Origin of the sequence: Thermosynechococcus sp. HY596, from assembly GCF_030518715.1 — a bacterium.
Classification (GTDB): domain Bacteria; phylum Cyanobacteriota; class Cyanobacteriia; order Thermosynechococcales; family Thermosynechococcaceae; genus Thermosynechococcus.
In genome coordinates, this window is sequence record NZ_CP130346.1 from 995422 (window position 1) to 1009626 (window position 14205).

Annotated in this window: 19 protein-coding genes, 1 tRNA gene and 1 pseudogene; 11 read left to right on the plus strand and 10 right to left on the minus strand. The window is 53.8% G+C overall.

The features are described from left to right. Nucleotides 1–146 precede the first annotated feature (146 nt). A complete protein-coding gene (gene apcB, locus QYC28_RS05050; RefSeq protein WP_181494530.1) occupies nucleotides 147–656 on the plus strand; it encodes an allophycocyanin subunit beta in 510 nt (169 codons plus the stop codon). A gap of 80 nt (nucleotides 657–736) precedes the next feature. Continuing rightward, on the plus strand, nucleotides 737–1219 hold the full coding sequence (ispF, locus tag QYC28_RS05055) for a 2-C-methyl-D-erythritol 2,4-cyclodiphosphate synthase (protein WP_149818762.1): 483 nt from the start codon (nucleotides 737–739) through the stop codon (nucleotides 1217–1219). Between the two features lie 9 nt (nucleotides 1220–1228). On the opposite strand, the gene QYC28_RS05060 is transcribed toward ispF, so the two are convergent. After that, the gene (locus QYC28_RS05060; protein WP_302679943.1) at nucleotides 1229–1975 is read right to left on the minus strand and encodes a pentapeptide repeat-containing protein; all 747 of its coding nucleotides are present in this window, start codon (nucleotides 1973–1975) and stop codon (nucleotides 1229–1231) included. A gap of 95 nt (nucleotides 1976–2070) precedes the next feature. On the opposite strand from QYC28_RS05060, the gene QYC28_RS05065 reads away from it, so the two are divergent. Both QYC28_RS05065 and QYC28_RS05070 read left to right on the plus strand, forming a co-directional pair. Further along, entirely contained in the window at nucleotides 2071–3027 is a 957-nt protein-coding gene (locus QYC28_RS05065) for a LysR family transcriptional regulator (RefSeq protein ID WP_190278237.1), read from the plus strand. A 1-nt stretch (nucleotide 3028) separates the two neighbouring features. Next, nucleotides 3029–3673 (plus strand): alpha/beta hydrolase, encoded by a 645-nt coding sequence (locus tag QYC28_RS05070; RefSeq protein ID WP_149818768.1) that lies wholly within the window; start codon nucleotides 3029–3031, stop codon nucleotides 3671–3673. On the opposite strand, the gene QYC28_RS05075 is transcribed toward QYC28_RS05070, so the two are convergent. Both QYC28_RS05075 and wecB read right to left on the minus strand, forming a co-directional pair. Continuing rightward, nucleotides 3660–4310 carry a diacylglycerol/polyprenol kinase family protein gene (locus QYC28_RS05075; protein ID WP_190278238.1) on the minus strand — a complete coding sequence of 217 codons (651 nt, stop codon included), beginning with the start codon at nucleotides 4308–4310 and terminating at the stop codon, nucleotides 3660–3662. The two genes, QYC28_RS05070 and QYC28_RS05075, sit on opposite strands and share 14 nt — an antisense overlap. A 26-nt stretch (nucleotides 4311–4336) precedes the next feature. Then, entirely contained in the window at nucleotides 4337–5461 is a 1125-nt protein-coding gene (gene wecB, locus QYC28_RS05080) for a non-hydrolyzing UDP-N-acetylglucosamine 2-epimerase (RefSeq protein WP_149818770.1), read from the minus strand. A 261-nt stretch (nucleotides 5462–5722) separates the two neighbouring features. Here wecB and QYC28_RS05085 point away from each other — a divergent pair, with 261 nt between their 5' ends. The 3 genes and pseudogenes from QYC28_RS05085 to QYC28_RS05095 all read left to right on the plus strand — a co-directional run. Then, nucleotides 5723–6238: a bifunctional nuclease family protein gene (locus QYC28_RS05085; protein WP_190278239.1), complete on the plus strand. Its 516-nt coding sequence runs from the start codon at nucleotides 5723–5725 to the stop codon at nucleotides 6236–6238. A 1-nt stretch (nucleotide 6239) separates the two neighbouring features. Continuing rightward, the gene (locus QYC28_RS05090) at nucleotides 6240–7361 is read left to right on the plus strand and encodes an aldo/keto reductase (RefSeq protein ID WP_149818774.1); all 1122 of its coding nucleotides are present in this window, start codon (nucleotides 6240–6242) and stop codon (nucleotides 7359–7361) included. Nucleotides 7362–7575: 214 nt separating this feature from the next. Next, nucleotides 7576–7863: pseudogene (locus tag QYC28_RS05095) on the plus strand (transposase); the annotation flags it as partial. 23 nt (nucleotides 7864–7886) lie between these two features. Here the strand turns inward: QYC28_RS05095 and QYC28_RS13170 are convergent. The 7 genes from QYC28_RS13170 to rsmH all read right to left on the minus strand — a co-directional run bounded on the left by QYC28_RS13170 (nucleotide 7887) and on the right by rsmH (nucleotide 12242). Then, nucleotides 7887–8141, minus strand: coding sequence for a hypothetical protein (locus QYC28_RS13170; RefSeq protein WP_149818778.1), 255 nt, complete (start codon nucleotides 8139–8141; stop codon nucleotides 7887–7889). Continuing rightward, nucleotides 8129–8404: a hypothetical protein gene (locus tag QYC28_RS13175; protein ID WP_149821683.1), complete on the minus strand. Its 276-nt coding sequence runs from the start codon at nucleotides 8402–8404 to the stop codon at nucleotides 8129–8131. The genes QYC28_RS13170 and QYC28_RS13175 overlap by 13 nt, the downstream gene beginning before the upstream one ends. Before the next feature lies 1 nt (nucleotide 8405). Then, a tRNA-Ala gene (locus tag QYC28_RS05100) sits at nucleotides 8406–8478 on the minus strand. Between the two features lie 10 nt (nucleotides 8479–8488). After that, nucleotides 8489–9040 (minus strand): photosystem II reaction center PsbP, encoded by a 552-nt coding sequence (gene psbP / locus QYC28_RS05105; protein WP_149818780.1) that lies wholly within the window; start codon nucleotides 9038–9040, stop codon nucleotides 8489–8491. A gap of 24 nt (nucleotides 9041–9064) precedes the next feature. Beyond that, a complete protein-coding gene (locus QYC28_RS05110; protein WP_302679944.1) occupies nucleotides 9065–10831 on the minus strand; it encodes a penicillin-binding protein 2 in 1767 nt (588 codons plus the stop codon). Between the two features lie 9 nt (nucleotides 10832–10840). Further along, the gene (locus QYC28_RS05115) at nucleotides 10841–11281 is read right to left on the minus strand and encodes a hypothetical protein (protein WP_190278241.1); all 441 of its coding nucleotides are present in this window, start codon (nucleotides 11279–11281) and stop codon (nucleotides 10841–10843) included. 88 nt (nucleotides 11282–11369) lie between these two features. Beyond that, the gene (rsmH, locus tag QYC28_RS05120) at nucleotides 11370–12242 is read right to left on the minus strand and encodes a 16S rRNA (cytosine(1402)-N(4))-methyltransferase RsmH (RefSeq protein ID WP_302679945.1); all 873 of its coding nucleotides are present in this window, start codon (nucleotides 12240–12242) and stop codon (nucleotides 11370–11372) included. Nucleotides 12243–12301: 59 nt separating this feature from the next. Between rsmH and QYC28_RS05125 the strand changes: the two genes are divergently transcribed. Genes QYC28_RS05125 through QYC28_RS05140 form a run of 4 tightly spaced genes read left to right on the plus strand, consistent with a single transcriptional unit; the run spans nucleotide 12302 to nucleotide 14183 of the window. After that, entirely contained in the window at nucleotides 12302–12847 is a 546-nt protein-coding gene (locus QYC28_RS05125; protein WP_302679946.1) for an Npun_F5560 family protein, read from the plus strand. A gap of 18 nt (nucleotides 12848–12865) precedes the next feature. After that, nucleotides 12866–13177, plus strand: a complete 312-nt coding sequence (locus QYC28_RS05130; RefSeq protein WP_302679947.1) for a nucleotidyltransferase family protein — start codon at nucleotides 12866–12868, stop codon at nucleotides 13175–13177. Then, nucleotides 13153–13554, plus strand: coding sequence for an HI0074 family nucleotidyltransferase substrate-binding subunit (locus tag QYC28_RS05135; protein WP_302679948.1), 402 nt, complete (start codon nucleotides 13153–13155; stop codon nucleotides 13552–13554). The genes QYC28_RS05130 and QYC28_RS05135 overlap by 25 nt, the downstream gene beginning before the upstream one ends. Further along, nucleotides 13551–14183 carry a hypothetical protein gene (locus QYC28_RS05140; RefSeq protein WP_302679949.1) on the plus strand — a complete coding sequence of 211 codons (633 nt, stop codon included), beginning with the start codon at nucleotides 13551–13553 and terminating at the stop codon, nucleotides 14181–14183. Before QYC28_RS05135 ends, QYC28_RS05140 begins: the two co-directional genes overlap by 4 nt. The last annotated feature ends 22 nt before the right edge of the window (nucleotides 14184–14205 follow it).

Sequence of the window (14205 nt, forward strand, 5' to 3'; positions counted from 1 at the left end):
TTGTAATAGTTCGCAACAGTCCGTAAACAGGAGCGAAGGGGGAGAAACCCTACCGTGATAAGCTAAGTACGATTTTAGATCCGCGCAATTTCGGCTGGCGTTCGGGTTGACGCTAGTTTTACCAGTTCTAGGAGTAAGAAAAACCTATGCGTGATGCCGTCACCACACTGATTAAAAACTATGACTCCACCGGTCGCTACCTCGATCGCGATGCTGTTGACAGTTTGCGCTCCTACTTTAATTCCGGTGCGGTACGGGTTAAAGCGGCAGCAGTGATCAATGCCGATGCCGCAGCCATTGTGAAGGAAGCGGGTTCTGCCCTCTTCACAGAGCAGCCGGAACTGATTCAACCCGGCGGCAATGCCTACACCACACGCCGCTACGCCACCTGCCTGCGGGATATGGACTACTACCTACGCTATGCCACCTACGCCATTGTGGCCGGGGATGTGGATGTCCTCAACGAGCGCGTCCTCGAAGGTCTGCGGGAAACCTACAACTCCCTTGGGGTGCCCATTGGACCAACGGTGCGCGGTATTCAAATCATGAAGGAGATTGTGCGCGATCGCGTGGCAGCGGCGGGCATCGAGGACACGAGTATTGTCGAACAACCCTTTGACTACATGTGTCGGCAACTGAGTGAAGTGAATATCTAGTTTGGCCAAGGTAGAAGACTCTGCAACAATAGAGGGCGGTGGCATTGGCGATCGCCCCTTCGTTGTCCTGTGCAGCAAGTATGAAAATTCGCATTGGTAATGGCTACGACATCCATCAATTGGTGCCCGAGCGGCCTCTGATTTTAGGCGGTATCAAACTAGAACACACCTTGGGACTCTTGGGGCACAGTGATGCCGATGTCCTCACCCACGCCATTATGGACGCCCTTTTGGGGGCCCTCAGCCTTGGCGATATTGGCCATTACTTTCCCCCCAGTGATCCGCAGTGGGCAGGGGCAGATAGCCAAGTCTTGCTGGCGAAAGTAGCGGCACTGATTGCAGAACGGGGTTGGCAAGTGGGCAACATTGATGCCGTAGTGGTGGCAGAGCGTCCGAAGCTGAAACCCTACCTCGACCAGATGCGCGATCGCCTTGCAACCACCCTAGGGATCGATCGCGACCAGATTAGTATCAAAGCCACCACCAATGAAAAACTGGGGCCAGTGGGGCGTGAAGAGGGCATTGCTGCCTATGCCGTGGCGCTGCTCCAGTCAGAAGCTTAAGATGAACTACTAGCTAACATACAGGCTGTAGTGAAAATCCGTTTGCTCGCACTGGCTTTGCTGGAGATTGGCATGGCGAAAATTGGCCCAGCGACAGATGGCATGACTGAGGTTGGCGCGCACAAAAAGGGCATGGGAGAAATAGCCCCGCGTCAGTCCTGCATAGGCTAAATTGGCCGCATAGAAGTTGCAGCGGTAAGCCTGAACCCCCTCAAGACAAGCCTGCACCAGTTGCGCAAACCGCAGCGTAGCTTCATTGAGACTGGCTGCCATCAACAGCGCAAAGGAAAAATCACTGGCAGCGGCGCGGGCATGGCTGAGATCTGCTTGACACCAATTGCTGTGGCGACAATCCGCCTGCTCAAGGGTGACCCAAGAGAAATCGGCATAGGTCAACCGAGCGTACTGCAAGTTGGCCAGTTGAAAATTTGCCCGCTGGGCAGTGGCGCGATCGCCCGCCACTTTTAAGAACAACGCCCCTCGGCAATCGGCATCATCGAGGTTCGCCGCTGTCAGATCCGCCTCATAGAGGTTAGCAAAGCGCAAATCCCCGTGGGCAAGGTTCACCTCTCGCAGACAGGCACGGCTGAGATTGCAGCCCCGCAGGTCATAGCCCCGCAGATCCATGCCCGTAAGATTCATTTCACTCAAATCTACAGTAAGCTGAGGATAAGCTCGCCGCCATTCGTTCCAGAGGTCTTTTCCCCCCCGCAGGCGATCGCTCATTACCTGATTTAAGTGCCCTTTGATCATCATTCTTGCCTTGAGATTCTTCACATTTCGTTATCATGGCGCGAAATTTGATAGAATTTCGTCTATGTAGCCCTATCGCTGACGAAAGGAGAATGGGTTTGAAACAAGCAACCCTACATCAGCTTAAGGTTTTTGAGGTCACTGCTCGCCACGGAAGTTTTACCCGCGCTGCCGAGGAACTCTTTCTGACGCAGCCCACCGTTTCGATTCAAATGAAGCAGTTGACCCGTGCCGTTGGTATGCCCCTCTTTGAGCAAGTGGGCAAGCGGCTCTATCTCACAGAAGCCGGCAAGGAACTACTGGCCACCTGCCAAGACATCTTTGAGCGCCTTGAGCGGTTTGAAATGGCCGTTGCCAATCTCAAGGGTCTCAAGCAGGGACACTTGCGGCTGTGTGTCATTACCACGGCCAAATATGTGATTCCGCGGCTGCTGGGGCCATTTTGCCAGCGCTATCCGGGGATTGATGTCGCCCTGACGGTCACCAACCATGAACAGGTGGTAGAGCGCATTCGAGGCAATATGGACGATCTCTATATTCCCAGTTGCCCACCGGAGAATGTGGATGTGGAGTGCCACCGCTTTTTGGATAATCCCTTAGTGGTGGTTGCCCCCAGTCACCATCGCCTCAGTGGCCGCAGTAAAATCCCGATCCAAGAACTGGCGGGAGAACCCTTTATTATGCGGGAGCAGGGATCGGGCACCCGCCAAGCGGTGGAGAAGCTCTTTGCAGAGCACGGTGTGCCGATCAATATCCGCCTTGAGCTGGGAAGTAACGAGTCCATTAAGCAGGCGATCGCTGGCGGCCTAGGGATTTCTGTCCTGTCTCACCACTGCTTAGCCCTTGATCGCGAGTCCAGCCAGTTGACGATTCTCGATGTCGAACATTTCCCGATTCAGCGGCACTGGCATTTGGTCTATCCTGCGGGCAAACAACTGTCGGTCGTGGCTCAGGCCTTCTTTGACTATGTGTCCACTGAGGGTCGGGAGATGATTGAATCGAGCCTCACCTATCCCAGTGTGGCGGCGCCGGCCAAGGAACTCAATCCTGTCTAGCATGACAACCCTCCAATTTCTCACCTTTCCCGATCCGCCGATCGCGGCCGATCACAGCCTTCTATTGCTCCACGGCTGGGGTGCCAATGCCGCAGATCTGATTTCCCTTGGATCGTTGCTGGCTCCCCAAGCCCAAACCTATGCAGCGGAAGCTCCCTTTCCCCATCCTTACGTCCCCCAAGGGCGGATGTGGTACGACCTGAATCAGCACGATGCCCGCAGTGGCTCATTACTGCTCGATGAGCGGGCAACGGATCTAGCCACCAGTGAAGCGGCACTGCGGGAGTGGATTGCCAGCTTGCCCATTGATCTCAGCCGCACAATTTTAGGGGGATTTTCCCAAGGGGGAGCATTGACATTGGTTGTGGGGTTAACGTTGCCTTTAGCGGGATTATTGGTCTTTAGTGGCTATTTAGTGCGCCCGCCAGTGGTGACAGCCACCTCGCCACCCGTGTTGATGATCCATGGCACAGCGGATCCTGTGGTGCCCTTTGCCAGTGCCCAAGCCAGTTGGCAAGCCTTGCAAGCCGCAGGAGTGAAGGGAGCGTTTCATGCCCTACCCATGGCCCATGAAATTAATGGAGACGCGATCGCGATCGCCCGCCAGTTTATTGAGAAGACCCTGCCTAACATCAACTCAAATTGAGTAACCCATAGGCAAGCAAAGCGCTACCGATCGGAACTGTGAGATTATCAACCCCTCGCCAAGCAATCAGTTCCAAAAGGGTCGCACCCAGACCTACTAAGGGGGCAATCCAGAGCAACTCTAAGGCCGCAATGGGGGTGAGGGATAGAGCCGCCACCACGGTACTCACACAGAACATGGTCAGGGTTCCTTCCCAGCTTTTACTGGTTCGCGGCAGGGGATGGCGTCCCCAGTTAATCCCCACAAGGGCAGCCAAGCCATCTCCCCAAGCCATCACTAAAATTCCCAGAACCGCCAGTTCCGGCAGCGTGTTCCAAAAGAGCGCCATTAATGTGCCAATACTCACCGCATAAAAAAAGGTGCCCCAGCTTTGGCGCCCCACGCCACTAATACTGGGAAAAATCGGTATGCGGTAAGAAAGCAGTGTGACGACGCCAGCGATCGCTGCGGCCACAATTCCCCAACTCGTGGGTACCCCCAAGGCATAGGCAATGAGAATCACTTGACCCGCACCAATGTGAACCACTTTCCGTGACCATTCCTTGGCATTGGGAAACCAAGCGTGAATCAGTTCTGCGGTTAACAGCACCAAGCCCAGCCAACTTGTGACCAAAATTCCTGCCCAGAACATTGTCATTGCTATCCTCAGATGGCCGTGGCTCCTTACTGTGTCTGCTGGGCAAAAAACTGGGTCACAATCTCAAGGATGCGATCGCTCGCATGACCATCGCCAAAGGGATTAATCGCCGTCGCCATGCGGTTGTAGGCCACTGGATCCGTGAGCAGTTCAATGGCTGCCGCTGCAATCGTATCTGCAAACGTGCCCACCAGTTTAGCAGTGCCAGCGGTGACCGCTTCCGGCCGCTCAGTGGTTTCCCGTAACACCAGTACCGGTTTACCAAGGCTAGGGGCTTCCTCTTGGAGACCACCGGAATCCGTCAGCAGGAGTGTTGATCCCTTAATCGCTGCCACAAGAGCAGGATAGTCCAGTGGCTCCGTCAGAAAAACGCGAGGATGATGCCCCAAATAGGCTTTGAGGGGTTCACGCACGGTGGGATTGCGGTGCAAGGGCAAGAGCAAAGCGGTATCGGGAATCGTGTTTAAGATTTTCAGGAAACCATTGGCAATGTCTTCTAGGGGGGCACCCCAGTTTTCCCGTCGGTGAACGGTGGCGAGGATCACGCGATACTGTTGCCAGTCAAGGCCGGGGACATGGCACACTGGCTGGCGATCGGCCACTTGCAGCAGCGCATCAATCACGGTATTGCCCGTCAAGTGAATACTACCCGTGACCCCGGCCGCCTGAAGATTCTTGACGGCTTGTTCCGTAGGGGCAAAATGCAACTGCGCTAATTGGGAAATAAGGCGGCGGTTGGCTTCTTCTGGATAGGGGTTGTAGAGATCGTCGGTGCGCAAGCCCGCTTCCACATGGCCGACAGGAATCTGCTGATAAAAGGCGGCAAGGGTAGCGGCAAAGGCGGTTGTTGTATCCCCCTGAACCAAAACAAGACGGGGCAGGAGTTCTTGATAGAGTTGCTCAAGGCCTTGGAGAGCACGACAGGTGATTTCGGTCAGGGTTTGCTTGGGCTGCATAATGGCCAAGTCCCGATCTGCCCGCAGGTCAAACAGTGCCATCACTTGATCCACCATTTCGCGGTGCTGTCCCGTGAGGACAACGTAGGGTTCAAACAGGGGCGATCGCTGGAAGGCTTGAATGACCGGTGCCAATTTGATTGCCTCCGGGCGCGTACCCAACGTAATGCAGATCGGGATCGAGGAAGCAATCATAGCCGTCTAAATACCAAAAATAATAACTTTAGTGTACCGAGAAGCGAGCGTCAAAAAAGTGTCTAGTTGCCACTGCCCATGATTCCGTCGTTCGCCAGTCTTTTTCTAAAGCATGGAGTCTTAAGGAATGCCTGCGCGTCGCCCCTCCGTTACTTCTCCCATAGGGAGTCTTACAGTGGTAGGGGTGTGCCATCTTGGTGGGAAGGACTGTATGTTAATAATAGAAGGGAATGCACCGCCATTGCGCTCGCTGAGGTGGCCATGATTGAAATGACCGTTGCTGGGATTGCCCTCGATGCCACTAACCGTCGCACTCCAATTGTCTTACTCAAAGACGGTGCTGGACGGCGAGCACTGCCCATCTGGATTGGTGATAATGAGGCGCGGGCAATTTTAATGGCCTTGGAAAATCAACGAGCACCGCGACCGATGACCCATGATCTGATGGTCAACATTCTCAACGAATGGAATATGACCCTAGAACGGGTGGTCATCCATTCCTTGGAAGACAACACCTACTATGCAGTGCTCACCCTGCGCCAAGGAGACATTCGTAAAGAGATTGATGCTCGTCCGAGCGATGCCATTGCCCTTGCCCTGCGCTGTGATTGCCCGATTTGGGTGATGGAAGCGGTTGTTGCCGATGCCTCGATTCCCGTCGATCGCGATGCTGACGAGGAAGAACGCCAAGCCTTTCGCCGCTTTTTAGATTCGATTCGCCCTGAAGATTTTATTCAGCAGGGCCGGGGAATGGAAGAGGATTCCTCCGCAGGCTAGAATGCGCTACCGCCGCTTTGGTCGCACGGGGCTGAACCTCTCGGTTTTTTCCCTTGGAACGATGCGCGCCTTGGGCAGTCCAGAGGTGATGCAGGCGGTCATTGAGGGGGCGATCGCCCACGGCATTAACCACATTGAAACCGCCGCCGCCTACGGTGCCAGTGAGGCCTATATTGGTCGTGCCCTCAAGGCACTGGGTCAGCCCACCGTTTTTATCACCACTAAACTCTTGCCCCAAGGGGATGCGGATCACGTCCAGCGGCAAATTGCTCAATCCCTTGAGCGTCTTCAAGTCTCACGGTTAGATGGTGTCGCCCTCCATGGCCTCAACACCCCTGAGCATCTCGCATGGCTGAGCACTGAGGGGATGGCAATGCTGCGGCAGTTGCAAGCAAAGGGGGTAATTGGTGCTTTAGGCTTTTCCAGTCATGGATCGTTGTCTGTGATTTCGCGGGCGATCGCCAGCAATCAATTTGATTTTGTCAATCTGCATTACACCTACTTTCAGCAACGCAATGCCCCAGCGATCGCCGCTGCCGCTGAGCGGGATATGGGGATTTTTATCATTTCGCCAGCCGATAAAGGGGGACAACTCTACCGGCCTTCCCAACGGCTCCAAGATCTCTGTGCGCCCTTTCACCCTCTCCATTGGAGCTATCGCTGGTTGCTGAGTCAGCCTGCCATCACCACCTTGAGTATTGGACCTGCCACCGTTGCCGAGTTGGCCTTTCCCTTGGCCGTGGCTGATCAGGTGGCACCCCTGAGCGCTGAAGAGCAAGCGGTGGGCGATCGCCTGCAAGCAGTGATGCAGGAAACCTTGGGCACCGATTTGTGTCAACAATGTTATGCTTGTTTGCCCTGCCCTGAGGAAATTCACATCCCCGAAGTGCTGCGGCTTCACAACTTAGCCGTCGCCTACGACATGACAGAATTTAGCAAGTATCGCTATGGGATGTTTGGTCGTGCCGGGCATTGGTTTCCCGGTCAACCCGCCAACCGCTGTACTGAATGTGGCGATTGTTTGCCCCGCTGTCCCAGTGGCTTGGAGATTCCTCGGCTATTGCGCGAAACCCATGAGCAGTTGCAGGGCACCTCGCGATCGCGCCTTTGGCAGGGGATTTGATGAATAAGGGAAAATCAAAAACAATGTCGATCAACCAGATTTTGAAGAACAATTGAGAGTTGAGGACGAGGTAGTCACAAGGGCTGAGCCGATTGAGAATGGACTTGACAAGAGTTGCAAAAATGCCGTAACTTATTTTTTCTTGTTTTGAGGGAAGAATACGACATTTCTTCCCTTTTTCCTAGCCTCTTAAACTATCTTTCAACACTTCTGGTTTTCAGGATATTGGGGTACGTTAGGGTTTGTGAGTTGGCTGAGTCAGTACTGTTTGCCCGCGTTAGAGAAACGTTCGTTGTTGATGATGGATAATGCACCGATTCATCCGAAAGGGGCGATTCAGGCAGTGGTGAAAGCGGCGGGTCACGAGGTGTTATTTTTACCGAAATACTCTCCTGATTTGAATGTGATTGAGCACGACTTTAGTGCGCTGAAACGAGCGCGGATGTATGCAGGGTCAAACAGTTCGATTGATGAGGTGATTCGCAAGTATTGTGCTGGATAATGTCTCATTCTTTATTAGAATAGCTATAAAATTGATCTAGAAGATTGCGATCGTCCTTCGGGGCGATCGAGGATTGAAACGACACTGACAGCATCAAAGCGATCGTCCCCGGGACGATATGACAGGATTTCTAAACCAATTGGCTCCCCAGTCACCCCATCCTTGAACAAAATCACCCCATCTCCAAGTTCTGTCGCAACCTGGTTTCTTCGTGGAACTTGCCAGAATACACTTAACAGCTCTGTTTCTGGCTCATAAAATACTCTTATTTGAGCCACACTGTCTCCCCTTCTTTAATGGCGTCAGTTTGATAAGCAGTGATTAAAAAACCATCTCCATTTAAGCATCGTGCCACTGCAACAACCCAACGTTTTTCTCGCTGTACCCGATAAAACAATAATACTCCTGAATCTCGGCTACTGCGACGAACCTCATCTGGTGTAGAAAGAGCTAACCGCACACAATCTTCCAACTCTTCAATATCAGGGTGCTTGATGAGCAGCCGTTGCCAATACTCCTCAATTGAAAAGGGGGCAAAAATATGGAGAGTAGGGAACTCGAATCCCTGACCTTCGCGGTGCGATCGCGACGCTCTACCAACTGAGCTAACTCCCCAGTTCTTTCTTTAATATACGGTAAACGAGGACACGATGGTCTTAAATTGGTCTTCTACCTTTGGCCAGCGCTCCTCGGGAGCTGACACACTCAAGGTATAGACCTTTCCTCGGCTCACAGCAATACTCGATAAATTGTGTCGCTGCTGAGCATTGTCCCCATCCCCCGGCAGAGTGACGGCATACTCCAGAATGTAGTAGGTCTTATCATCTGCCTTTTGGGAGCTAGCGGAAATCAGGGCAGAACTGCGCCCGCTTTCAGTTGGGGCAATGATATTGCGCAGCAGGCGATCGCCCACCTCCTCTGGTGACCCCAATTCCTCAAGAGACTTTGTGCTGGAAACCGTATTCACGACCACACTGACGTTTTCTGTCGTCTCGATAATGTCGTGAAAGACCACATCCACGGGGTCATCCACCTGTACTTGTACCCAACCGCGGGGGTAGAGAAACTCATAGCCATCGTAGCTATCCACATAGGCCTGTAGCCCACTGGTGGCCGAACACCCTCCCAGCAGCACCACAAGAATCGCCAACGCTGTGGCAAAAAACCGTTGAATCATACCGTCCTTTTGCGCTGTTCTTCCCTATTGTGACACCGAAGCTGGCGTAGCGGGGCGGCGCAATTCCTCTGGATGTGAGGGGGGAATGCCCTCAATCGTAATCAGTGACTCCGTTACCGCTCGCACAATGGGAATCGCCACCGTTGAGCCATAGGCATCATCCCCCTTGGGTTCATCCACTACCGCCAAAATCACATACTGCGGCTGATCAAGGGGAAAAATAGCCGCAAAGCTCGTGATGCGCAGATTGCTGTAGGTACCGCCAATTGCTTTTTGTGCTGTGCCGGTTTTACCCCCCAAGCGGTAGCCGGGAATATGGGCGGGTTTCCCTGTACCGAAGCGCACAACTTCTCCCAGCATTTTGACCACTGCTTGACTGGTGCGCTGCGAGAAGACCCGTCGAGGGGGGCGTTGCTCAAGGCGTTTTTGCAGTTGGCCATTTTCATCGTAGAGGCCATCAATGACATGGGGAGTGACCATCTCTCCCCCGTTGGCGATCGCCCCCAATAGTTGAGCCAAATGCAGCGGGGTCAGGGAAAAGCCTTGGCCAAAGGCCGTTGTTGCCGGTTCAATGGGGTAGTTAATAAATTGCTCCGGGGGCTTTAATTGAGCGGCGGTTTCAAAGGGGAGATCACTGCCCACCTTCTCGGTCAGCCCCAAGCGATGCAGATAGCGATAGTAGTGGCGGGCGGGAATGCGGTTCATCATGTGCACCATGGCCACATTGCTGGAGTAGGCAAGAATTTGGGCAATATTGAGGGCACCGCGGCCGCCCCGCTGACTAAAATCACTGTTTTGAATTGGCCAGCCCCCCACCGTAATCCGCCCCTCATCGGGTAGCACTGTATCGGGAGTAATGGCATTGAGTTCAAGGGCGATCGCGGTGTTGATCGGCTTAAAGGTTGATCCTGGCTCGTAGAGATCCGATACCGCCCAGTTGCGAAACAGTGCCGGATCAGCACGGTAGTAATGATTGGGATCGTAGGAAGGTTCTGAGACCAGTGCCCGCAGTGCACCAGTTTTCACTTCTAGGACAATGACCGTGCCCCGCTTAGCGTTGAATTTGCGTAACTGCTGTTGCAGGGCTTGGCGTGCTGTTTGTTGCAAACGAGTATCAATCGTGAGGCGCACATGGTACCCCTGACTCAAAGCACGCAGATCCGCAGGGGCAAGGGCAGGTAACCATTGACCCAAAGCATTGGTTGACAGGAGCTGGCGGTTATGGGGAACCAGTAAAAACTGGTTTTGGCTAAACTCAATCCCCGCTTGACCTTGGTGTTCTCGATCCACATAGCCGACAACGCCCGCCATGAGTTCCTGCTGCGGATAAATGCGCTGCCACGCTTGGTTCAGTTCCAAGCCATCGTGGTTGAGAGCACGAATTTTAGCAGCAGTTTCCTCGTCAATGTCGTAGGCAATGGGGACGCCTGTGGGGTAGGTGCTGAATTTGGCCAACAGTTGCTCTGGAGATTGCTTGAGTAAAGGGGCCAGATCGCGGGCGATCGCCCGCCGCTCCACTTTGAACTGAATTGGATGGGCAAAGAGGGTAAACACAGGCCGATCTAGGGCAACAACTGTCTCTCGGCGATCGGTAATTGGGTAGCGTGCCAAGGTTGGCGGAGTATAGCGCCGTTGTTGTTGCTGTGCCCGTGCCGCTAAGGTTTCCCCCTGAACCACTTGCAAATAAACTAGGCGAGCAACCACACCCCCCATCACCATCAGCAAAAAGCCAAAGATCAAGCCAACTCGCAAGGGTGGCAGGGATTGGTTTTGGGGGCGGGCCGTTGTCATGGAGAGCGATCAGTAATTGACAGTGCGCTGCGGCGGTGGTGTCACGGGGGGGCGTTCAAAATGAGTTTTGGCAGCAATCTTGCCCTCATTGGGCACAAAAAGAACGTGTTGCGGCGTTTGGGGAACAAGCCCTTGAGGAGCGCGTTGCACTTGCTGCGTCACCCGATAGCGGAGGGTTTCATTGCTCACCAATAGCTCCCGCTCCTGCCGTTTGAGGGTTTCTAAGCGGTCATAGGCTTGACTCCACTGCCGCTCAGAGAGGGCTGACCAACCATAGAGAGGCAGTACAGCCACGAGGGCACTGGTGGCCGCCACCCCAGAAACCCATTGAATCCCCAGCAAAGTTTTTTGCCACAGGGGCATTTGCGGCTTGGGGAGGGGCCGAATTTCCGTTAGGGTTGGCGACGATTGGGGAATAAATCGGGATTTGAATTTAGGGGCAGCAACCATAGACGCCAGCACTCCTCAGCAATTTATTACCCTAAAAGATTATGACGCACTGTAAAGATACCCATAAATAAACCATCATTCGGGCAATTCATGCAAAAGTACGCGCTGCAATTCGTAGCTTTGCCGATCGCGATCGCGGGTTGAGAGCAACTTCCGCTGCATCCGCCACAATCGGTTTACGAGTCACAACTGCCAAGAGGGGATTGCCACGCCACGCCTGCTTCACCCGCCGATCTTCCAAGCTATGGAAGCTAATGACGGCAATGCGCCCTGCGGGCCTTAACCACTGGGGCGATCGCGCCAAAAATTGGTCGAGCACCGCTAGCTCTTGGTTCACATAGATACGCAAGGCCTGAAAAACCCGTGTGGCTGGATGAATGCGTTGCCGCGGAGAAGCCTTGAGGCAGTGGGCAACCAACTGCGCCAGTTCTTGGGTGGTGGCAAGGGGACGACGGGCAATAATGTGGCGGGCAATGCGGCGGGCAAAGCGTTCTTCGCCATACTCATAGAAAATATCCGCCAGTTCTCGCTCGCTGTAGTGATTAATCACCGTTGCGGCGGTCAAGGGGTTATTGGGGTTCATGCGCATATCGAGGGGGGCATCAAAGCGAAAACTAAAGCCCCGCTCTGGACGATCCAACTGGGCGGAACTCACGCCTAAATCTGCGAGAATGCCATCAAACATCGGCTCAGCCACAGGCAGATCAGCAAAGTTGCCGTGCCAAAACTGGACGCGATCGCCAAAGGGGGCGAGGAATTCCTGAGCCGCCGCTAAGGCCATGGGGTCTTGATCGATCGCCAGCACCCGACAAGTGGGTTCACTCCGTAAGAGCAGCGCCGTGTGGCCGCCACCCCCCACCGTTGCATCCAAGTATAGTCCCCCGGCCTTGAGTTGCAATGCCTCCAGAACTGCGCTTGCCAGTACCGGTTGATGGTAGGTGGAAAATTCCAAATCTTGCATGAGCGGATCAGAAGCAGCGTAAAATTTGCCACAGCACAGTCCCTTGGAGAGCAGCCGCCGTGAACGATACTTCCCTCAACTTAGCCGATGAACTGCTGATACGGGATCAACTCGTGCAGCAACTCTCAGAGGAACTCTATCAACTCATGGTGCAGCATCCTGAGTTATTTGTGCGCTTTTACCAAGCCCGCAAGACCGAGGCCGCCAATGCCGCAGCCCTGAAGTTGCTGCAAGCCCAAGTGCAACAGGTAGAAGCACAAATTGCTGCCTATCAAGAACAGATCCTTGCCTACCAGCAGCAGAGCCAAAGTCGTGAAGCGGAAATGAATGAATTGAAAGCTCAAGTCATTGAATTGAGCGATCGCAATGAGATGCTAGAGCGCGTCATCCAAGAAATGCCCGAAGTCTATCGGCAAAAATTTAGTGAGCGGCTCAGTCAAGTCAAACTGAAGATTGAAAGCCTCGAAAAAGAAAATGCCCAACTGCGTGCCGAACTGCGGAATCTGCAAACCCTCTTGGCCGCTCAAGCCCGCCAGCAACAACAGCAGGGATTACCCTCATTGCAACCTGCGCGCGTTGGCTTGATTCCCAGCTTTAATACTTAGGTGGACAGGAATCAAAGCGTGACCCCTGCCAACGAAGATCTGCGGGAACTCAAAAAAATACTAGAAGACTTTTTTACAGGGCTTCCCGTCAAGGTCTATCTATTCGGCTCGGCTGCCCGTGGTGCTCTGCGCCAAAGCTCTGACTTAGATGTCGGGATTTTGCCCCTTGCACCACTGCCCGTGGGGCTGTTGAGTGAGTTGCGGGAGCACCTAGAGATGTCCAATTTGATCTATCCAGTCGATGTCGTGGATTTATCAGAAGTGTCCGCCGACTTTCGATCGCGAGTGATTGCAGAGGGAATTGAGTGGATCGGCTCAGGGAACGATTAGTGGTTGCCCAAAGAGCACTAGCTACTTTGCAAGAATTGCCCTTGGGCAAGCGCACAGATACGATTATTCGTGATGCTGCAATTCAGCGATTTGAATACACCCTAGAAGCCGTCTGGAAAGCAGCACAGCTATATCTACGGGAACGCGAAGGATTAGACATCGCCTCACCGAAGGGCGTGATCCGTGCTTGCTTGGCTGTTGGCCTACTTACTCCAGAGGAAGGCCGTTTAGCGCTAAAAATGGTGGATGATCGCAACTTAACCGTCTACACCTACAATGAGACCTTGGCAGATGCAATTTTCTCGCGGTTAGCACAGCACGCCATGCTCATGGATCGCTGGTTAGCTGCCCTCGCAGCAGGAGGATTAGAGGATTGAAAATACGGATTTGGTGTGCGGCACAGCCAAGGGAAGCCGAACTGTCTGCGGATCAAGTCGTGACCCAAGTGGTACCCCTGCTGCAACAGTGTCAGGACAGTGCCGAGATTGCCATTTGTCCCCTCGATGCCCCGATCGCGATCGCTCCCCAACCGCAGGTGCTAGACTATAGCCTCACCCATTGGGCAGCATCCGAGCTTTGGCAGCAGTGTCAAGCTTTGCCTGCCTTGGTTACCCAGTGGGGGATACGAACCAGCACAGGGGGTCTCTATCAGTTGCCACTAGCGCAAACGGCAAAGGGAACCCTCTTTGGCGAAATCATTGGCTGCCTTGAAGGGACATGGCAGTTACCCATCCATGCCAGCGATCGCCAGCGACAAACCCTCTATGCCCTCGGACGGCGACTCCTAGATCACTTACAGGCACCGGTGGGCTGCTATTTTCTGCAATTTGGCTGGCAGGGGGAAGTGATCTTTGAGCAGCTGTGGCCTTTTCCAACCGTGGCGGCTCTAGCCAGTATTGGTGTGCAAACCCCCGACTGGTTGACGGCTCACTACCAGTGTCTCAGGGGGAACCCATTGCGGGATGTGCGGATTCCTGCTCGCGACACAGTGCGACGATTAGAATAGAGAGCGCAGCGTTTGGCAAGGT